General features: G+C 63.0%; 18 protein-coding genes. 7 read left to right on the top strand and 11 right to left on the bottom strand.

Features of this window, described 5'->3' with window-relative positions; all coding sequences use genetic code 11:
- Positions 1-2 precede the first annotated feature (2 nt).
- Positions 3-1187: a VWA domain-containing protein gene (locus tag ACGHJ7_RS06695; RefSeq protein WP_390475688.1), complete on the top strand. Its 1185-nt coding sequence runs from the start codon at positions 3-5 to the stop codon at positions 1185-1187.
- Positions 1188-1223: 36 nt separating this feature from the next.
- Here the strand turns inward: ACGHJ7_RS06695 and ACGHJ7_RS06690 are convergent, their stop codons facing one another.
- The 3 genes from ACGHJ7_RS06690 to ACGHJ7_RS06680 are packed head-to-tail and all read right to left on the bottom strand — an operon-like array spanning position 1224 to position 3897.
- On the bottom strand, positions 1224-2225 hold the full coding sequence (locus tag ACGHJ7_RS06690; RefSeq protein ID WP_390475686.1) for an aspartyl/asparaginyl beta-hydroxylase domain-containing protein: 1002 nt from the start codon (positions 2223-2225) through the stop codon (positions 1224-1226).
- Positions 2225-3433: an exo-beta-N-acetylmuramidase NamZ domain-containing protein gene (locus ACGHJ7_RS06685; protein ID WP_390475683.1), complete on the bottom strand. Its 1209-nt coding sequence runs from the start codon at positions 3431-3433 to the stop codon at positions 2225-2227. The genes ACGHJ7_RS06690 and ACGHJ7_RS06685 overlap by 1 nt, the downstream gene beginning before the upstream one ends.
- The gene (locus tag ACGHJ7_RS06680; RefSeq protein ID WP_390475681.1) at positions 3430-3897 is read right to left on the bottom strand and encodes a hypothetical protein; all 468 of its coding nucleotides are present in this window, start codon (positions 3895-3897) and stop codon (positions 3430-3432) included. The genes ACGHJ7_RS06685 and ACGHJ7_RS06680 overlap by 4 nt, the downstream gene beginning before the upstream one ends.
- A 160-nt stretch (positions 3898-4057) precedes the next feature.
- Here ACGHJ7_RS06680 and tyrS point away from each other — a divergent pair, with 160 nt between their 5' ends.
- The 4 genes from tyrS (at position 4058) to cysK (ending at position 8032) form a co-directional block, all read left to right on the top strand.
- Positions 4058-5287, top strand: a complete 1230-nt coding sequence (gene tyrS, locus ACGHJ7_RS06675; RefSeq protein WP_390475679.1) for a tyrosine--tRNA ligase — start codon at positions 4058-4060, stop codon at positions 5285-5287.
- Positions 5288-5400: 113 nt separating this feature from the next.
- On the top strand, positions 5401-5739 hold the full coding sequence (locus tag ACGHJ7_RS06670) for a PilZ domain-containing protein (protein ID WP_390475678.1): 339 nt from the start codon (positions 5401-5403) through the stop codon (positions 5737-5739).
- Positions 5740-5798: 59 nt separating this feature from the next.
- Positions 5799-7115: an MFS transporter gene (locus tag ACGHJ7_RS06665; RefSeq protein WP_390475676.1), complete on the top strand. Its 1317-nt coding sequence runs from the start codon at positions 5799-5801 to the stop codon at positions 7113-7115.
- Positions 7112-8032: a cysteine synthase A gene (gene cysK, locus ACGHJ7_RS06660; RefSeq protein WP_390475675.1), complete on the top strand. Its 921-nt coding sequence runs from the start codon at positions 7112-7114 to the stop codon at positions 8030-8032. Before ACGHJ7_RS06665 ends, cysK begins: the two co-directional genes overlap by 4 nt.
- A 63-nt stretch (positions 8033-8095) precedes the next feature.
- Here the strand turns inward: cysK and ACGHJ7_RS06655 are convergent, their stop codons facing one another.
- Positions 8096-8305, bottom strand: a complete 210-nt coding sequence (locus ACGHJ7_RS06655) for a hypothetical protein (protein WP_390475673.1) — start codon at positions 8303-8305, stop codon at positions 8096-8098.
- 108 nt (positions 8306-8413) lie between these two features.
- Between ACGHJ7_RS06655 and ACGHJ7_RS06650 the strand changes: the two genes are divergently transcribed.
- A complete protein-coding gene (locus ACGHJ7_RS06650; protein WP_390475671.1) occupies positions 8414-9202 on the top strand; it encodes an FAD-dependent oxidoreductase in 789 nt (262 codons plus the stop codon).
- Between the two features lie 59 nt (positions 9203-9261).
- On the opposite strand, the gene ACGHJ7_RS06645 is transcribed toward ACGHJ7_RS06650, so the two are convergent.
- The 4 genes from ACGHJ7_RS06645 to ACGHJ7_RS06630 form a co-directional block, all read right to left on the bottom strand.
- Complete coding sequence (locus ACGHJ7_RS06645) at positions 9262-11067, bottom strand: acyl-CoA dehydrogenase C-terminal domain-containing protein (RefSeq protein ID WP_390475669.1); 1806 nt, start codon at positions 11065-11067, stop codon at positions 9262-9264.
- Positions 11068-11129: 62 nt separating this feature from the next.
- Positions 11130-11561: a MerR family DNA-binding transcriptional regulator gene (locus tag ACGHJ7_RS06640; protein WP_390475667.1), complete on the bottom strand. Its 432-nt coding sequence runs from the start codon at positions 11559-11561 to the stop codon at positions 11130-11132.
- A 31-nt stretch (positions 11562-11592) separates the two neighbouring features.
- Positions 11593-11970 (bottom strand): phosphoribosyl-AMP cyclohydrolase, encoded by a 378-nt coding sequence (gene hisI / locus ACGHJ7_RS06635; protein ID WP_390475665.1) that lies wholly within the window; start codon positions 11968-11970, stop codon positions 11593-11595.
- A 272-nt stretch (positions 11971-12242) separates the two neighbouring features.
- The gene (locus ACGHJ7_RS06630) at positions 12243-13067 is read right to left on the bottom strand and encodes a double zinc ribbon domain-containing protein (protein ID WP_390475664.1); all 825 of its coding nucleotides are present in this window, start codon (positions 13065-13067) and stop codon (positions 12243-12245) included.
- A 55-nt stretch (positions 13068-13122) separates the two neighbouring features.
- Here ACGHJ7_RS06630 and ACGHJ7_RS06625 point away from each other — a divergent pair, with 55 nt between their 5' ends.
- Positions 13123-13896 carry a methyltransferase gene (locus ACGHJ7_RS06625; RefSeq protein WP_390475662.1) on the top strand — a complete coding sequence of 258 codons (774 nt, stop codon included), beginning with the start codon at positions 13123-13125 and terminating at the stop codon, positions 13894-13896.
- Here ACGHJ7_RS06625 and ppdK read toward each other — a convergent pair.
- The 3 genes from ppdK to ACGHJ7_RS06610 all read right to left on the bottom strand — a co-directional run bounded on the left by ppdK (position 13882) and on the right by ACGHJ7_RS06610 (position 19932).
- Positions 13882-16551 carry a pyruvate, phosphate dikinase gene (gene ppdK / locus ACGHJ7_RS06620; RefSeq protein ID WP_390475660.1) on the bottom strand — a complete coding sequence of 890 codons (2670 nt, stop codon included), beginning with the start codon at positions 16549-16551 and terminating at the stop codon, positions 13882-13884. The genes ACGHJ7_RS06625 and ppdK overlap by 15 nt on opposite strands.
- A 127-nt stretch (positions 16552-16678) precedes the next feature.
- Positions 16679-19012, bottom strand: a complete 2334-nt coding sequence (gene glyS / locus ACGHJ7_RS06615; protein WP_390475658.1) for a glycine--tRNA ligase subunit beta — start codon at positions 19010-19012, stop codon at positions 16679-16681.
- Positions 19009-19932 carry a glycine--tRNA ligase subunit alpha gene (locus ACGHJ7_RS06610; RefSeq protein WP_390475973.1) on the bottom strand — a complete coding sequence of 308 codons (924 nt, stop codon included), beginning with the start codon at positions 19930-19932 and terminating at the stop codon, positions 19009-19011. Before ACGHJ7_RS06610 ends, glyS begins: the two co-directional genes overlap by 4 nt.
- Positions 19933-20007: the final 75 nt, after the last annotated feature.

Below are 20007 nucleotides of genomic sequence, written 5' to 3'. Positions count from 1 at the left end.
CGATGTTCTTCAATTTCATGGACGAACTGCGCGAGGCAGGGATCGGTGCGTCTTTCAAGGAACACCTGACCCTGCTCGAAGCGCTCGACAAGGACGTGATAGAGCAGACGCCCGAGGCGTTCTACTACCTCTCGCGCGCCACGTTCGTGAAGGACGAGGGCATGCTCGATACGTTCGACCAGGTCTTCCAGAAAGTATTCAAGGGCATCCTGACCGATTACGGCCAGAACCCGGTCGAAATCCCCGAAGACTGGCTGAAAGCGGTCGCGGAGAAGTTCCTTTCCGAAGAGGAAATGGCCGAAATCGAGAAGCTTGGCGACTGGGACGAGCTGATGGACACGCTCAAGAAGCGGCTCGAGGAACAGGAAGAGCGGCACGAGGGCGGCAACAAGTGGATCGGCACTGGCGGTACCTCGCCTTTCGGTCATGGCGGTTACAACCCGGAAGGCGTCCGCATCGGCGGCGAAAGCCGTCACAAGCGTGCGGTGAAGGTCTGGGAAAAGCGCGAGTTCAAGAACCTGGACAACACCAAGGAACTGGGAACGCGCAACATCAAGATGGCACTGCGCCGCCTGCGCCGCTTCGCCCGGGAAGGCGCGCAGGACCAGCTCGATCTGGATGCGACGATCGAGGGGACGGCAAAGCAGGGCTGGCTGGACATCCACATGCGCGCCGAGCGCCGCAATGCGGTGAAGCTGCTGCTGTTTCTCGATGTCGGCGGATCGATGGATCCGTTCATCAAGGTCGTTGAAGAGCTGTTCAGCGCAGCGACCAGCGAGTTCAAGAACCTCGAATTCTTCTACTTCCACAATTGCCTTTACGAAGGCGTGTGGAAGGATAACCGCCGGCGCTGGTCCGAACGGACGAAGACCTGGGACATCCTTCACAAATACGGCCACGACTACAAGATCGTGTTTGTCGGCGACGCTGCGATGAGCCCCTACGAGATTACCCATGCAGGCGGCAGCGTGGAGCACATGAACGAGGAAGCGGGCGCCACCTGGATGCAGCGCGTCACGAATACCTATCCCGCGACCGTGTGGCTGAACCCGGTGCCCGAAAAGCAGTGGGGCTATTCCCAGAGCACGAAGATGATCAAGCAACTGGTGAATGACCGGATGTACGGCCTGACGCTGGAAGGCCTGGACGAAGCGATGCGGGAGCTCAGCCGCAAGAATGGAGGCTGAGCAGGCGGAGGCGGTCGATCACCGGCCTCCACGCCTCTAGAAACTGTCCACGGTGCCGAACAGCGTTCTGAGCTGGGCTTTCTCGATGTCTTCGATTTCCGGCTTCCAGATGTCGAAGATCAGCACGATCCGTTCTTCCTGCGAACGGTTCCATGCCTCGTGTTCGACGCTGTCATCGAAGACGAGCAGCTTGCCCTTCTCCCACGTCCTGCGCGCGCCGCCGACCCTGATCTCTCCATTGCCGGGCACGATGATCGGCAAATGGCAGATGGCGCGGAAATTGAGCATGCCAGTATGCGGGGGAATGTGCGCGCCAGCAGTCAGGCGCGAAAACAGGACCGAGGGCGTGCGGCCGTCAATCTCGCACAATGGGGCGGCGTCCAGCGCAACCAAGGTCGCGGATGCCGGTCGGGCTTTGCGCGCACCATTCTCTACCAGGTGAAGGCTGCTCCAGTCGCGGTTGCCGAGCATGCCGTGATAATCGTTCTGCGCTGCTCCGCTCTGGCCCGAAACATAGGCCTCGAAAGCGTCGGCGGCGCCGCGCAGCGCGTCCAATTCGCTGGCAATGGCACCGGTGGCCGCTTCGACCTCCCCGGCCCAGTCCGGATCCGCTTCGATGAAGTCGATATCGGGCAGGTCCGGATAGAAGAAGACGCCCGGCATTTGCGGCCACGCGGTCGTAACAGGATTACGGGGGCGCTGGCCGGTCATGATGTCGAGCGCCTTGGCAAAGCGGGAATGCCATTGGGATCGCCCGAACCCGGCGGCGGACAGGGTTTGCATCATGTGATCGACATAGGCTCGCTGCAGCGCCATGCTGGCCTGCGCTGCCCTCACGCGGTCGGGCGAGGCTTGCGAATGGTCGCGGTCCGGCGATCCGGCTGCGGCTGCATACAGCGCGCCGGCCGAACGCCTGTCCCCTGCCCTGAGCGACCAGTCCGCCTTCGCAAGCAGCGCGGTCAAATCGACCGGATTGGCCGCGAGGCGGCTGTCCAACTCGGCCGGAGCAAGTGCGGGTTCCGGTGGAAGCGTCGCCATCAGTACAGCAGGTGATCCCGAACATCGGCGATCCACGACGCCTCGTCCACGCTCGCCAGTTGTTCGAGATCATGAGGGGTTGCACCGGGATCGTCGACCCATTCGCGCAAGGATGGCCCACCATTGATGACGTCGATAGCAAGGACGTCATCGGTATATTCGTATTTGAAATCCTTGCCCCGCCACAGGTCGTAGTCCGGATACAGCGAACGAATGCCCTTGAATGCCAGCGCCTGAAGCCGCCACGGCCTGAAGGCATCGTGATCGTAGCCCGGCCCCTCGGCATGCACCATCAAGGCGTTGCAGAGTAGCCCCCGATGCTTGTGGAATGTAGGCTCGAACCAGCAGTCCCTCAGGGTACAGCCTGCCATCCATTCGGGGGCGATCCGGCGCATCTCCGCCAGCACCGCCTTTGCATCGAGATCGGGCGCGCCGAACAGGACTTCCAGCGGCCGCGTCGTGCCCCTTCCCTCGCTCACCGTGGCCCCTTCGATCATGACCGTACCGGCATAGGCCCGCGCCATGTTGACGCTGGCGGCATTGGGGCTGGGATTGATCCAGACGCGGTCCTGCGGCCATCCGTGGCCTTTTCCTTCCGGCTGCCAGCCTTCCATCCGGATGACACGGTAATCCACGTCGAGCCCGAAATGCGCGATGAACCAATGGCCCATCTCACCCATGGTCAGCCCGTGCCGCATCGGCATCGGTGCCGCCCCGACAAAGCTTTCATGGCCCGGAATCAGCAGCGTGCCCTCGACCGGTCGGCCGGCAGGATTGGGCCGGTCGAGCACCCAGACCGACTTCCCCGTCCTTGCAGCCTCTTCCAGCAGGTAAAGGAGCGTCGTGACGAAGGTATAGATCCGGCATCCAAGGTCCTGCAGGTCGAACAGGAAAACATCCGCGCTCGACATCATCTGTCCGGTCGGACGACGCACTTCGCCGTAGAGCGAAAAGATCGGGATGCCGTAATGCGGATCGGTCTCGTCCGCGGTTTCGACCATGTTGTCCTGCTTGTCCCCTTTCAGCCCGTGCTGCGGACCGAAGGCGCTGGAGACGTTGACACCGGCACCAATCAACGCGTCGAGGCTGTGGGTGAGGTCTGCCGTCACCGAAGCGGGATGCGCGACGAGTGCAACCCGGCGACCTTTCAGTTCGCCGAGAAGCGCCTCGTCTTCTAGGAGGCAGTCGAGTCCGAATTTCGTTGTCATGCAGGGTCAGCCAATCTGATTGTGCGGCAGCGCGCGCTGTGGAAGTCGGGCTTGCCATCGGCAAAGGACGGTGCCCAGAACTGGATGGAGCCATCCACGTTCTCGATCACCGCAGTAAGCGCAACGGACGCGGGCCGGGGCAGGGAAGCCGCGATGCTGCATTCGATCGAAAGCGCCGTATCGCTCGCGCTCGACGCTATGGATATTGCCTCCACCGGAGCATCACGTCCCCCTTCGCGGTGGGCATCGAACTGATACGCAGCCCATCTGGACGAGGGGCTGAGGTTGAATTCGCGGTACGCGTCGGCGCCGTCGGCCTGCCAGAAAATTTCGAAACAGGTGGTGCGCCACAGGCCGTCGCCTCGCGCCGCCATCACGTGCGGTGGTAAGATGACGCGCGGCAAATCGCCCTCGATCCGGAACCGAGCACGGCAACCTTCCGTCGTAGCCTCGATTTCCGCCATGACCCGTTCGATAGGGCCCCGATCGCATAAGGGGTGGAGGACGAGTGGCTGCAACACCCGTCCGCCTATCGCCCACGGAAGGTTGGCCTGCAAGACTCTTGCGCGCAGTGTTTCACGCAACTCTCTTGGGGTTCGATAAAGCCGCTGCTAGAGGGCGCGCATGACCGACTATGCCTCCGACCTGCTGACGCTGCTTTCCGAGCGCGGCCATCTTAACCAGATCACCGATGCCGGCGCGCTCGACGCACTGGCAGCGAAGGAAACGGTGACGGGCTATGTCGGCTTCGACCCGACTGCAGCCAGCCTGCATATCGGCAACCTCGCCTCGATCATGCTGCTGCGCCGTATCCAGCAGGCGGGGCACCGTCCCATCGTTGTCATGGGCGGCGGCACCGCCAAGGTCGGCGACCCGTCGGGCAAGGACGACATGCGCAAGATGCTGACAGACGATGTCCTGACATCGAATATCGCATCGATCAGGAGCAGTTTCGAAAAGATCCTGCGCTTCGACGACAGCGAAACGGGCGCGATCCTGGTCAATAACGACGACTGGCTGAGCGAGCTTGGATACATCGAATTGCTGCGGGACGTGGGCAAGCATTTCACCGTGAACCGGATGCTGACCTTCGATTCCGTCCGCACGCGACTGGACCGGGAGCAGCCGCTGACGTTCCTCGAATTCAACTACATGATCCTGCAGGCCTACGATTTCGTCAAACTGGCCCGCGATTACGATTGTCGCCTGCAGCTTGGCGGCAGCGACCAGTGGGGCAATATCGTGAACGGTATCGAGCTGGGCCGCCGTATCGACGGGCGTGAACTTTACGGTTTTACAGCGCCGCTGATTACCCGTTCCGACGGGGCGAAGATGGGGAAATCGGTCGACGGTGCGATCTGGCTGAACGAGGATATGCTGCCGGCCTACGATTTCTGGCAGTACTGGCGAAATGTCGACGACCGGGATGTCGGCCATTTCCTGCGCATCTTTACCGACTTGCCACTGGACGAGATCTCACGGCTCGAAGCATTGGAAGGCAGCGAGATCAACGCGGCGAAGGAAATTCTCGCCAACGAAGTCACGACCATGGTTCGCGGAGCGGAGGCCGCCGCTTCCGCGCAGGCAACGGCTCGCGATACGTTTGCCGGTGGCGGTGCGGGTGAGGACCTGCCTTCCTTGTCCGTCGGGACGGAGGGCAAGCGCATCGGCGCCATCCTGACCGAACTCGGCTTTACGGCTTCCAACAAGGAAGCGAAGCGCAAGATCGCCGAGGGCGCTGTCAGGCTGGACGGACAGGCCGTCACGGACCCGGGGGCCCTGGTCGAACTGGGCGAAGGCGTCGAGGCGAAGCTGAGCCTGGGGAAAAAGAAACACGCGATCGTAACCAGATAATTCGTTTGTTTTCAGTGTCGTTGTGCCAATTCGGGACAGCGGCGCTTAACCCAATATCAGGCAAATTGCGGCATACAGCCCCTTCGCAAGTATTACTCGAAGGGACGCGTAATATGTCTGTGGGTGCACAGCTAACAGTAACCGATATGCGCCGCGCGGCGCGCCACCCGGTCGATTTTCCGGTGATTGCCGAACATCACCAGCATGGCGACATGAACATGCATATCAGCAATCTCTCCGCGCACGGCTTCATGGTCGACGATGCGCATGACATCGCGCGCGGCGACCGCGTTATCATTCGCCTGCCGATCGTGGGCCGGATCGAAGCCTACGCGATCTGGACCCGCGACCACCGCGCCGGATTCCAGTTCGAGCGGATCGTCCGGCTCGACGACTTCCTGCAGATTATCGATTCACTGCAGCCCAATCCCCGCCTGAGAAAGACACGATAGGGCCAACGCCAGTCGGCTAACCCCTTCCCTCACCCGTTTGCGCCTGCCATGGCGCGCGGGTGAGCATTGCACCGACCGATACCGCACCGCAGCCGACCCACCCGCTGAAGGTCCATAACTTCCGCGCCTACTGGTTCGCGCGTCTCAGCATGACGCTTGGCCAGTATGCGATGATGCTGATCATCGGGTGGCAGACCTATAATCTGGCGCGCGACAGCGGGATGAGCGTGGCAGGGGCATCGGGGCAACTGGCGCTGATCGGCCTGCTCCAGTTCATTCCACTGTTCCTGCTATCGCCGTTTGCAGGACTGGCGGCGGATCGCTTCAGCCGGACCCTGCTCGGGCGGTTGACCATCCTGTTGCAGCTCGGCTGCGCTGCCTTGCTGGCCTGGCTGACGTGGAACGGCTCCCTGACTCTGCCGTCTCTCTTCGCGGTTGCCATAGTGCTGGGCATCGTGCGCGCTTTCAACGGGCCGGCCCTGTCCGCCCTCGCCCCGAACCTGGTGCCCAAGGCAATCCTGCCCAACGCCATCGCCCTGTCCTCGATTGCGTGGCAGGCAGGCATGATCGTCGGGCCGGCGGTAGGCGGCTATACCTACGCCATATTGCCATCCCTGCCCTATCTCATCGCTTGCGTCCTGTTCCTGCTCGCAATCGTGGCGCTTTCCACCATCGGCAATGTCCCGCGCTCTGTCATTGTCGGAGCGCAGCGGCCTATCGGACAGATCGTGGACGGCGTGAAATACGTGGTCCACAACAAGATGGTGCTCGGGGCGATCACGCTCGATCTCTTTGCCGTCTTCCTGGCCGGTGCGACGGCGCTGTTCCCGGTCTATGCTCGCGACATCCTGCAGGTTGGCGAGACCGGTCTTGCTCAGCTTGCCATGGCGCCGGCTGTCGGGGCCGCGCTGACGGCGGTCTTCTTCAGCTTCCGCCCGCTCCGGACCAATGTCGGCCCGAAGATGCTGTGGGCGGTTGCCATATTCGGTGTGGCGACGATCGTATTCGGTTTCTCCACCTACATGCCGCTCAGCCTCGCGATGCTGTTCATCGTCGGGGCGGCCGACATGTTCAGTGTCTATATCCGCCAGTCGCTGGTCCAGTTGCACACGCCCGATGACAAGCGCGGCCGGGTTTCCTCCGCCAGCCTGCTCACTATCAGTGCCAGCAACGAAGGCGGCGATGCCTGGTCGGGCTGGCTTGCCAGCCTGGTGGGACCGGTTGCGGCCGTCGTCGCAGGCGGTGTGGGTGCGATCGTGACGGTCGCCTTGTGGAGCACCCTGTTCCCGGTGCTGCGCACGACGCGGACCTTTGACCCGCCGCCCGAGTTGGACGAAGAGTATCCAGAAGAAAGATTGCAGGAGAACATCCCATGAAGGCCGACACGATCCTCCAGACCATCGGCGGAACGCCCCATATCAGAATGGCCAAGCTGTTCCCGGACCACGAGGTCTGGATCAAGTCGGAGCGCGCCAATCCCGGCGGTTCGATCAAGGACCGTATCGCCCTCGCCATGGTCGAGGATGCGGAGGCTGCGGGCAAGCTTCAGCCGGGCGGCACCATCGTCGAACCCACCAGCGGCAATACCGGCATCGGCCTTGCAATGGTCGCCGCGGTCAAGGGCTACAAGCTGGTGCTCGTCATGCCGGAAAGCATGAGCCTGGAGCGCCGCCGCCTGATGCTCGCCTATGGCGCGACATTCGACCTGACGGACAAGGCGAAGGGGATGAAAGGCGCAATCGAACGGGCGGGTGAGATCGTCTCGCAGACCGAGGGCGCATGGATGCCCAGCCAGTTCGACAATGACAGCAACTGGAAGGTGCATACGCGCACCACCGCGCAGGAAATCCTCGACGATTTCCGCGAAACGCCGATCGATGCGATGATTACCGGCGTCGGCACCGGCGGCCACCTGACCGGCTGTGCCGAGGAACTGAAGAAGCATTGGCCAGACATGAAGGCCTATGGCGTCGAACCCGCGCTCTCGCCGGTCATCAATGGTGGGCAGCCCGGCCCTCACCCGATCCAGGGCATCGGCGCCGGCTTCATTCCCGAGAACCTGCACACCCAGTCCATCGACGGCGCGATCCAGGTCGATGCCGAAGCGGCCAAGGATATGGCTCGGCGCGCCGCGGCCGAGGAAGGCATGCTGGTAGGCATTTCGAGCGGGGCGACCCTGGCAGCCATCGCCAAGAAGCTGCCTGAGCTCGATGTGGGCAGCCGCATCATGGGCTTCAATTACGATACCGGCGAGCGGTATCTGTCGGTCCCGGACTTCCTGCCCGAAGCCTAAGGTCTGAGGTAGGGAAGCCGAGTGGGCGAAGTGCACAGCAACCTAACCCGGCGGAGTCTTCTGTCAGCCGGAGCAGTTTCGTTGCTCGCTGCGTGTTCGCGTAGTCCGCGGCAGGTCACCTCCGCCTTCCGGCCCCGGGCTCTTCCGCCGCTTCGCTTCGAGCCAGAACTGGTCCAGCGCACGCTCGTTTGCCTTCGACCGTTTCGAGCCTCCGGCCCCAGGCTCGAGCGCGAGCAGTTCGATGAAACCGCCGTAATCCATAATTACGGTCACGGCGGTTCGGGCTGGTCGCTATCCTGGGGTTGCGCGGCGGAGGCCGTCCGCATTTCCGGATCGGCAGGCTCCGGTCCCGTTGCCGTCGTCGGTGGCGGGGTCATCGGATTGACGACAGCGATCCGCCTTGCCGAAAGCGGCAGGCAGGTGACGCTCTACGCCGACAAGCTTGCCGGAGAGACTGCATCGGCGGGCGCTACGGGGGTATGGTCTCCCAGCAGCCGGGTCGGACTTGGCAGCGGCGTCGCGCCGGGTTTCGCCGACCGCTGGGAATGGTGGGCGCGCACGAGCTTTCCGGAGCATTGGAGTGCGATGGACAGGGCCGGCACGCCGGTCGAGATTCTGCCGCAATACGGAATTGGCGGGGGCAGCGAGCCGGATGTTCGCGCGAGCCGCGACTGGTTGCACCTGTGGGGGCGTCTTCGCGGCCTGCTACCACGTGGCAGGATGCTGGACGAAACCGAGAAACCGTTTCCCAACGTTCCCGTGCGGCAAAGCACGACGATGGTTTTCAACATCGACCAGTATTTCGCGCTGATGCAACGCCGTTACGCCGCCGCTGGCGGTTCGGTCGTCCGGCGACGCTTCGCATCCCGCGAGGAGGTGCTGGCGCTGCCCGAACGGGTCATCGTCAATTGCATGGGGTATGGCGCAAAAGACATCTGGGGCGATCCGGACCTAGTCCCGGTGCGCGGGCAGGTGAGCCATCTCGCCCCGCAGATGGCAGCGCGGTATTCGCTCTATTTCGATGCCGTGCAGGCCATATCGCGCAGGGATGCGCTCGTCGTCCAGTATGTCGGCCCGAACGACGATTACGGATTTGGCAATGCGGACACCGCTCCCGACCTGAAAGAGCAGGCCTTGGCCCTTTCACGCATGCGATCGGTCTTCGCCTGAACGAGAAAGGGCGGCTCCATTCCAAAGCCGCCCTTCCATTCTGCCTAGACGTTATCCAATCAGGCTGCCGTGGCGAAAGCCTCTTCCGGCAGGGCCATCATGCTTTCGCTACCCGCTTCGATCTTGCGGCGCAGCGCCCCCGCATCGGGAACGAAGCGGTCGAAATAGTACCGCGCGGTCGCCAGCTTGGTCTCGTAGAACGCCTTGTCTTCCGGCGAGCCGGCAAGCGCTTCCTTCGCGACTTTGGCCATGCGCAGCCACATCAGGCCGAGCGTCACGATGCCCATCAGGTGCATGTAGTGGTGGGCACCAGCGCCCAGATTGTTCGGGTTCTGCATGGCGTTCTGCATGAACCACATCGTCGCGGCCTGCTGTTCGCCAAGCGCCTTTTCCAGCTTCTCGGCCATCGGTGCGAGATCATCGTCCTTCTTCGCCTCGGCGATGTTTTCACCGATCAGCTTGAAGAACGCCTGGATTGCCGCCCCGCCCTTGCTGGCAAGCTTGCGGCCGCACAGGTCCATCGCCTGCACGCCATTCGTGCCTTCGTAGATCATGGCGATACGGGCATCGCGCACGAACTGCTCCATGCCCCATTCCTTGACGTAGCCATGGCCGCCATAGACCTGCTGCATGTTGGTCGCGAATTCGTAGCCCTTGTCGGTGCCGTAACCCTTGATGACCGGGGTCATCAGGCCAATGAGCTGGTCGGCCTCGGCCCGTTCTTCTTCCGTCTGCGCCTTGTGCGAAAGGTCGACGAGCAGTGCGCCCCACAGGCACAGCGCCCGCATGCCTTCGTTGAACGCCTTGGCATCCATCAGCATCCGGCGCACGTCCGGGTGGACGAAGATCGGATCGGCCTTTGCTTCCGGCTCTGCGGGGCCGGTCAGGGCGCGGCCCTGGCGGCGGTCCAACGCATAGGTCACGCCGTTCTGATAGGCGATTTCCGACTGTGCGAGGCCCTGGATGCCGACGCCGAGACGAGCGGCGTTCATCATCACGAACATGGCGGCGAGACCCTTGTTCTCCTCGCCGACCATCCAGCCTTTCGCGCCGTCATAGTTCAGCAGGCAGGTCGCGTTGCCGTTGATGCCCATCTTGTGCTCGATCGAGCCGCAGGACACGCCGTTGCGCTCACCCAGCGAGCCGTCCTCGTTAACGAGGAACTTGGGCACCACGAAGAGCGAGATCCCCTTCGAGCTGTCCGGTGCGCCCGGAGTCTTGGCCAGCACGAGGTGAACGATGTTCTCGGTCAGGTCATGCTCGCCGGCCGAGATGAAGATCTTCGTACCGGTAATCTCGTAGCTGCCGTCGGCCTGGGGTTCGGCCTTCGTGCGGATCATGCCGAGATCGGTACCGCAATGCGGCTCCGTCAGGTTCATGGTGCCGAGCCACTTTCCGGCGATCATGTTCGGCACATACATCGCTTTCTGCTCTTCCGTACCGGCGGCAATCAGCGCCGCGATGGCGCCGGTCGTCAGGCCCGGATACATGGCGAAAGCCATGTTGGACGTGGCCATGAATTCCTCGACCACGAAGCCCATCACGTGCGGCATGCCCTGCCCGCCGAACTCTTCCGGAGAGGCGATCGTGCCCCAGCCGCTTTCCACATACTGTGCGAAGGCTTCCTTGAACCCTTCGGGCGTAGTGACGCTGCCGTCGTCGTGGCGCGTGCAGCCCTGCTGGTCACCAACCTGGTTCAGGGGGTGGAGGACTTCGCTGCAGAACTTGCCGGCTTCGTTGATGACGGTATCGATCATGTCCGGCGTCGCGCTCTCGAAACCCGGCAGGTTGCCGTAGCTCGCCAGGTCGAGAAGTTCGTTCACGACGAAACGGGTGTCACGCGTCGGGGCAGTATAGGTGGGCATCAATTATCCTTTGTGGACGAGTGGTGTGGTTCGGGGGGTGATCGACCCGAAGGCCGGTAAGGTCACTTCATCGGATCGATTGTCTCGATATGTTCGATGAATTCGGACAGCTCGCTGATCGACGAATCGATATCGTCACGCTGCCGTTTCAGCTTCGCGACATGGGCGCGGCATTTCTCGACCGTAACGCGCCGCTGTTCGACGCGCCCGTCGCCCAGGTCGTAGAGATCGATCATCTCCTTGATCTCGGTCAGGCTGAAGCCGACATTCTTTGCGCGCATGATCCATGCCAGCCGTGCACGGTCGCGCTTGGAATAGACGCGCGTCAGACCGACCCGGGCGGGCGCGATAAGTCCTTCGTCTTCGTAGAATCTCAGGGCACGCGCAGTGCAGTCGAATTCGCTCGTCAGGTCGGAAATCGAAAACTGTTCCCTGGCGAGTTCGTCGGGACGTTCGAGATGCGCGTATTCACGCTTTGCGGTGGTGGCTGACATGCCATCCGCCTACATCCCCCTTACGTAAAGGTCAAGATATTACGTTCCGGAGAACACCGCCCTCCAACCGGCGATAGAAACAGCTGCGCGCGCCGGTGTGGCAGGTGGGCCCCGCAGGTTCGCACTGCAGAATGATTGCGTCCTGATCGCAGTCGACCAGCACCTCTCTAACACGCAGGATATTTCCGGAACTTTCGCCTTTCTGCCAAAGCTTCCCGCGCGACCGCGAATGAAAATGCGCGAGCCCTGTCTTCACCGTCGCATCCAGCGCCTCGCGGTCCATGAACGCGACCATCAGGATGTCCTTTGTCGCTATATCCGTAACGACGGCCGTCAGCAGTCCATTTTCATCGAACTTGGGGAGAAAAGTCTTGCCAAGTTCCCGCTCTTCTTTGGTCGGCTGTTCCATGTCGTTGATCGGTCCACGCTATAGTTGTTGCAGTTACGTCACAGGCGCGATGCGAAATCGGCAGTTGCGGCTAATGCCTCTTCCTCATTGGCCGCGCAAATGGAACATCTTGTCCCACGACGTAGCGACGTCGCCCACATTTTGGATTGCAGTTTGCAGCCAGGTTTTGGGGAGAGGGTGCCGGTCAATAGGCCGGTATCATTTGACGGATGAGGGACCGGGTTCCCAGTGCGGCCATCGGGGGAAGGCCGCCGGAATTCGGAAAAGTTTCGTCACGCGGCGCCCGGGGTTCCGAAAGGAACCTCGGGCGTTTCGTTTTCCCTGTCTGCTGCGACCGGGCGACTTCCCCCTCGCTCTCCATCGACGACCCGCGCAAAACAGGCGATGCGGACATCGTGGGCGCCGTCTTTCAGCAATGCAGTCAGGCATGCATCGGCCGTGGCACCGCTCGTCATGACATCGTCGACCAGGACGACGCGTCGTCCCGCGATCATTCGCAGGCCCCTCGCGGACACCCGGATGGAGCCCTGCAGGGCCTTGCTGCGCGCTTGCCTCCCCAGGCCCCCGAGGCTCGGGGTGGCAACGGTCCGTTCCAAGGCGTCGAGAACGACACGGGCATCGGTGATCCGTGCGATCTCCGTCGCCAGCAGGCCCGACTGGTTGTACCCCCTCCTCCAGATCCGCCATCGATGCAGCGGCACCGGGACGAGCACCGTCTCCGGGTCCAGGGGTCCGAGCCGCGCGGCCATCAACCGTCCCATCATGCGGGCAAGCGCGATCCGCCCGCCATGCTTGAACGACAGGACCAGTTTTCGCGAGGCATCGTTGTAGAACGTCGCTGCGGCAATTCCGGAATGGCGCGGCGCTTCCTTCATGCACGGCGCGCAAAGCGGCGCGTCATCCATGCCGAGGGATGCGGGCAACGGCCTCTGGCAGGCACCGCATTGGGGCGCGACCGGAATGTCCAGCTGCGCCCAGCAATCGAGGCAGAGCCCTTCCTGCGTCCCCAGCGCATCGCCGCACAGGGGGCAGCGCGGCGGGTAGGCTAGGTCGATCATCGGCTTCAGCGCGCCGGAGAGTCTCGAAGGCAAAGACATCCCGTCCCTGCTGCACCTCTTGCCGCGGACAGGCAAGCGCGTCAGGAGACGGGGCATGTCCCAGATACAAGTTCCCCGGATTTTCAGTTCCAACCGCCGCCGCGCCCGTAGTCTTCGCGCCGCGAGCCGGCGAGAGCGCGATCCCTCGGCTGCGCGTTTCATCAGCGAAGAGATTGCAACCGACATGACCGAGCGGCTTCAGTTCGTCCGGGCAGAGCCGGACAGTGCCTTGCTGGTCGGACAGGTCGGCGGAGAACTTCTATCCCACCTCGCCCCGGCCGCCGTGACTGCCCTGCCCTTTCTTGATCTGGAGCGCCCTTACGATCGGGGCAGTCCGGCGCGAGGTTTCGATTTCATCGGCATTTCGGGCGAATTGGACGCGGTCAACGACCTGCCGGGGGCGCTGATCCATGCTCGCAATGCGCTTGCCCCTGGCGGACTCGTCATTGCCAGCTTCGTCGGCGGCGGAAGCCTGCGGCACTTGCGTAGGGCGATGATGGCTGCGGAGCCGGGGCGGACCGCCGCGCGGATGCACCCCCTCGTCGATGCCCGCGCCGCCCCCGACCTGTTGCAGCGCGCAGGCTGGAAGGACCCGGTCGTCGATACCTTCACCCTGAAGGTTCGCTATGGCTCGCTGGACCGACTGGTGTCGGATCTGCGCGACCAGGCACTGGGCAATGCCCTGGCCGATCATGCGCCGCCCCTGGGCAAGGAGGCTCTTGCCCGCGCACGCAGCGCGTTTCTCGATCAGGCCGATGACGACGGGAAGGTAACGGAAACCTTCGAGATCATCACCCTGACCGGCCGCCGATCGCTAGCTGGAACGTAGCGAAGCCTGCGCCGCCGCCAGCCGCGCGATCGGCACGCGGTAAGGCGAGGCACTGACGTAATCGAGCCCGGTCGCTTCACAGAACGCGATGCTGGCCGGATCGCCGCCATGTTCGCCGCAGATCCCGAGCTTGATATCGCCGCGCGTCGCACGTCCGCGTTCTGCGGCCAGTTCGACCAGTTGGCCCACGCCGTCGATATCGAGGCTGACGAACGGATCGCGCGGGAAGATTCCCTTGTCGACATAGGTCGCGAGAAAGCCGCCTGCGTCGTCCCTCGAAACGCCCAGCGTCGTCTGCGTCAAGTCATTGGTTCCGAAAGAAAAGAACATCGCCTCGTTAGCGATCTCGCCAGCCATCAGCGCAGCGCGCGGCAATTCGATCATCGTCCCGACGAGGTAATCGAGCGTCCGGCCCCGGCTTTCAAAGACTTCCCCTGCGACCCTGTCGACAAGCTGCTTCAGCAGCGCGAGTTCGCGTCGGGTGGCCACCAGCGGAATCATGATTTCCGGCACGGGCGCTTCCCCGCTTTCCTCGGCCACATCGCAGGCCGCCTCGAAGATGGCGCGCGCCTGCATTTCGTAGATTTCGGGGTATGTGATACCCAGACGGCATCCACGATGTCCCAGCATCGGATTGAATTCATGCAATTCTTCCGCACGGCGGCGAAGCTGCGCCACCCCGATACCGGTGGTGTCGGACAGCTCTTCGAACTCGCGGTCGTTGTGCGGCAGGAATTCGTGCAGCGGCGGGTCGAGCAGGCGGATGGTGCAAGGCAGGCCTGCCATGACTTCGAAAATCTGGCGGAAATCGCCGCGCTGTTCGGGCAGAAGCTTCGTCAAGGCCTCGCGGCGGCCGCGTTCGTCCTCGGCCAGGATCATCTGGCGCACTGCGCTGATCCGGTCGGCATCGAAGAACATGTGTTCGGTACGACAGAGCCCGATACCCTCCGCGCCGAACTGCCGCGCCATGCGGCAATCGCCCGGCGTTTCGGCATTCGTGCGCACCCGCATCCGGCGATGGGCGTCGGCCCATTCCATGACGGTGCCGAAGTCGCCGGCGAGCTCGGGTTCGATGGTGGCTACTTCGCCTGCCATCACCTGACCATTGCCGCCATCGATGGTGATGACGTCACCTTCCGCCAAGTCGCGGCTGGCGATGCGAAGCGTGCGTGCCTCGCGGTCGATCGAGACGGTGGACGCGCCCGAGACGCAGGGACGCCCCATGCCGCGCGCCACCACGGCGGCGTGTGACGTCATGCCGCCACGCGCGGTCAGGATGCCCTGCGCCGCGTGCATGCCGTGAATGTCCTCGGGGCTGGTTTCCACGCGGACGAGGATGACCTTCTCGCCACGTCCCGCCCACTGCTCCGCCGTATCCGCGTCGAGAGCGATCTTGCCGCTGGCCGCGCCCGGGGATGCGGGCAAGCCCGACGTCATGACGTCACGCGGCGCATCGGGATCGAGCGTCGGGTGCAGCAGCTGGTCGAGCGCCATGGGATCGACCCTCAGGATTGCCGTGCGTTCGTCGATCAGGCCCTCGCCGACCATGTCGACCGCCATCTTCAGCGCGGCCTTGGCCGTCCGCTTGCCGTTGCGCGTCTGCAGCAGGAACAGCTTGCCGCGTTCCACCGTGAACTCGATGTCCTGCATGTCGTTGTAATGCTGCTCCAGCAGCTCGAACACGCGGGCCAGTTCGCCGTAAGCTTCGGGCATGGCCTCTTCCATGCTGGGCTTGTCCGCACCCGCTTCCTCGCGCCGCGCCCTGGTCAGGTATTGCGGCGTGCGGATACCGGCGACCACATCCTCGCCTTGGGCGTTGACCAGCCATTCGCCGTAATAGGTCCGTTCCCCGGTCGAGGGGTCGCGGGTGAAGGCGACGCCGGTGGCACTGGTGTCGCCCATATTGCCGAAGACCATCGCCTGCACGTTCACCGCCGTGCCCATATCGTGCGGTATGTCGTTGAGACGGCGATAGATTTTCGCCCGCTCGCTGTCCCAGCTGTCGAACACGGCACGAATGGCGCCCCACAGCTGCTGCGTGACGTCCTGCGGGAACGGTGTGCCCAGTTCTTCCTCGACGATGCGCTTGTATTCGCCGACCAGCGCCTTCCAGTCCTCAGCCGACATCTCGGTATCGTTGTAGAAGCCGTTGTCTTCCTTGGCGATTTCCAGCGCTTCCTCGAACAGGCCATGGTCGAGGCCGAGCACGACGTCGGAATACATCTGGATGAAACGGCGATAGCTGTCCCAGGCAAAGCGTTCATCGTCGGCAATCGCTGCAAGGCCCAGCACGGTTTCGTCGTTCAGGCCGAGATTGAGGACGGTGTCCATCATGCCTGGCATCGAGATCGCTGCGCCGGAACGCACGGAAACGAGCAGCGGGTCTTCCTTGTCTCCCAGACGCTTACCCACGGTTCCTTCGATATGGCCGAGGGCCGTATGCACATCGTCCCGCAAGGTTTCGGGGAATTCGCCGCCCTGTTCGAGATAGCGCAGGCATTCTTCCGTGGTCAGGGTGAAGCCCGGGGGAACGGGCAGGCCGATCTCCGCCATCTCGGCAAGGTTCGCGCCCTTGCCGCCGACCACGGTCTTGTCCTTGGCCCTGGCATCGGTTGCCTTTGCCGAGCCACCGAACGTGAAAACTGTCTGTGCCATTCAAACCCCGGCGATGTTGACGAAGTTGACAGGTGCCAACCTCACGTCAGGCAATCAAGTTCCTGACAGGAAATGGTTTCTTACCCCCGGCAAAGTTGACACTCTGGCGGGGAGAACGCGAAAAATCTCAGCCCTCTATCCTGCTGAAATCGGCCACGGAATGCACCGCATCGCGGAAACGGGCGAGCAGGCCGAGCCGGTTGCTTCGCTTGTCCGGATCGCCCGCATTGACGATGACCTCCTCGAAAAAGCTGTCGATCGGCGCCCGCAGCGTGGCGAGAGCCGACATGGCGGCGGCGAAGTCCTCCGCCTCGACCGCCTCGGCCGCCCGGCGCTCCGAATTGTCCAGCGCGTCCGCCAGTGCCTTTTCCGCAGGTTCGGGCGTGTAGGAAAGTGATTTCGACATCTCGGCCCGTGCAGCGACGATGTCCTTCATGTCCGGATCGTCGACCAGCACCAGCGGATCTTCCTCGCCCGTGTGGGGGGACAGACGATCGTCGCCCTGCCAGTCCTCTTTCTTCAGGATATTCGCCGCGCGCTTGTACCCGGCGAGAAGGTTCACGCCGTCATCCGTCGCGATGAAGGCCTGCAGGGCATGGACGCGGGCGAGCAGGCGCACGAGATCGTCTTCGCCGCCAAGGGCAAAGACGGCGTCGATCAGGTCGTGGCGGACGCCAGCTTCGCGCTGCTGGACCTTGAGGCGATCGGCCAAAAAGACAGTAGAATTCCTCAGCGCAGCAAATCCCGCCTCAATCCGTTTTGGAATTTCGGCCACATCCGTTTGAAATTTCTGCATCCCTTGCTGAACACTTTTCGCGATACCAGTGAAATCGATAGGATTGTCGCGGATCGATTGAGCAAGCGTTTTCAGTTGGGGTTGAGCCGCCTCCATCATGCCATTCTGAATCAAGATTTCAGCATCAGTTTCCGTCAGTCCCAAGTGCTCCGCGAAGGTGCGGGCCAAGCTGAACCTCAGTTTATTTATGAGAACTAGACTTCCAATACCCAGCGCCGCTCGCCTCAGGGCGAACGGATCTTTGGACCCAGTCGGTAACTCATCTATCTCGAAGAATTTAGCGATATTATCCAGCTTGTCCGCAAGGCTCACCGCCACCGTCACCGGCGCTGTCGGCACTTCGTCGCCCTGCCCCACCGGCTTGTAGTGATCGCGAATGGCGTCGGCCACTTCATCGGGCTGACCTTCGGCGCGAGCGTAGTAACCACCCATAAGCCCCTGAAGTTCGGGAAATTCTCCGACCATCTCGGTCACGAGGTCCGCCTTGGCGAGGCGCGCGGCCTGCTCGGCGAGATCGGGGTCGGCCTTGACGATGCCCTCCTCGGCCAGCCAGCGGGCCAGCTTCGCCACGCGGTCGACCTTGTCGGCGACGGTGCCAAGCTTCTCGTGGAAGGTGATGCGTTCGAGGCCCTTCGCATGCTCGGCCAGCGTTTTCTTGCGATCGACGTCCCAGAAGAAGCGCGCGTCGGACAGGCGCGCGGCGAGGACCTTGCGGTTGCCGTCGACCACTCGCTTGCCGCCATCTTCCGCCTCGATATTGGCGGTGCAGATGAAGGCGTTGGCGAGTTCGCCAGCCTCGTCCTCGCAGACGAAATACTTCTGGTTCACGCGCGCGGTGAGCTGGATGGTCTCGGGCGGGACCTCGAGGAAGTCTTCCTCGAACCGGCCGAGCAGCGGCACCGGCCACTCGGTCAGACCGGCATTCTCGATCACGAGGCCCTCGTCCTCGACCAGCTTGAGGCCTGCTTCTTCGGCAACCTTGGCCGCGCCCGAACGGATCAGGTCCTGCCGTTCCTCTTGATCGACGATGACATGGGCCGCTCGCAGCTTCATCGCGTAGTCGTCGGCGTCACCGATCGTGATGTCGCCCGAATGGTGGAAGCGGTGGCCCAGCGTCACGGCGCCGGATGTCACGCCATGCACCTCGCACTCGACGATGTCGGTGCCCAACAGCGCGACGATGCCCGACAGCGGGCGCACCCAGCGAAGGCTCTCGGTGCTGATGGAGGCTGCGCCCCAGCGCATCGACTTGGGCCAGCTGAAATCGCGGATAATGGCAGGGATCGCCTCGGCGAGGAGGTCCCTGGTCGCGCGGCCGGGAATGTTCTTCACGGCAAAATAGGTTTCGCGGCCCTTCACTTCGCGGACTTCGAGATCGGCCTTCTCGACCCCGGCCTTGCGGCAAAAGCCGTCAAGCGCCTGGTCGGGGGCTGCGACCGGTGGGCCTTTCAACTCTTCGCTCACGGCCTCGGTCGCCTCGGGCAATCCACGCGCAATCAGCGCGAGGCGCCGCGGGGTCGACCACACGGTAATCGCGCCGCATTCGACACCGGCGGCGTCCATTTCGCGGCGGAACAGCTTTTCGAGTTCGGCGCGCGCGCCTGCCTGCATCCGGGCAGGGATCTCTTCGCTGCGAAGTTCGAGGAGGAAGTCGGACCCGCTCATTTCGACCACTCCGGATATTTCTCGGCCCAGACCGGCGCTTCCTTCGCCATGTGCGCCTCGCAGCTCCCGCGCGCGAGGTCGCGGACGCGGCCCATGTAGCTGGCGCGCTCCTGCACGCTGATCACGCCGCGCGCCTGCAGCAGGTTGAAGATGTGGCTGGCCTCGACCGCCTGCTCGTAAGCGGCGATCGGCACTTCATTGGCGAGCGCGTTCTTGCACTCGGCCTCGGCCTTGTTGAACAGGTCGAACAGCGCGTCCGTCTCGGCGACCTCGAAGTTCCACTTCGACATCTGCTTCTCGTTCTCGAGGAAGACGTCGCCGTAATTAACGCCCTGCCCGTTGAAGTCGAGGTCGTAGACGTTGTCGACGCCCTGGATATACATGGCGAGGCGTTCGAGCCCGTAGGTCAGCTCGCCAGCGACCGGCTTGCAGTCGAAGCCGCCCATCTGCTGGAAATAGGTGAACTGGGTGACTTCCATACCGTCGCACCAGACTTCCCAGCCAAGACCCCATGCGCCCAAGGTGGGGCTTTCCCAGTCATCTTCCACAAAGCGAATATCGTGCTTGAGCGGATCGATGCCGATCACGCGCAGGCTTTCCAGATACAGGTCCTGAATGTTCGCCGGGCTCGGCTTCAGGATGACCTGGTACTGGTAATAGTGCTGCAGGCGGTTCGGGTTCTCGCCATAGCGGCCATCGGTCGGGCGGCGGCAGGGCTGGACGAAGGCCGCATTCCACGGCTCCGGCCCCAGCGCGCGCAGCGTGGTGGCTGTGTGGAACGTGCCCGCCCCCATCCGCATGTCATAGGGCTGGAGTATCAGGCAGCCATGCGCGCTCCAGAAATCGTGGAGGGCGAGGATCATGTCCTGGAAGGACGCCGCAGGATTGCGGCCGCGGTTTCGTTCGGGCAGGCGGTCCATGGGCTGGCCCACTGCCTTAGCCATCTGGAGCGGTCAATGCTGCACTGCACGCATCGGGCAGGCTGCGTCGCTGCA

It is taken from the genome of Altererythrobacter sp. MTPC7 (assembly GCF_042851395.1).
Taxonomy (GTDB): domain Bacteria; phylum Pseudomonadota; class Alphaproteobacteria; order Sphingomonadales; family Sphingomonadaceae; genus CAJXSN01.
The sequence above is the reverse complement of the archived record's forward strand: the minus strand, read 5'-3'. Positions and strand labels throughout refer to the sequence as shown.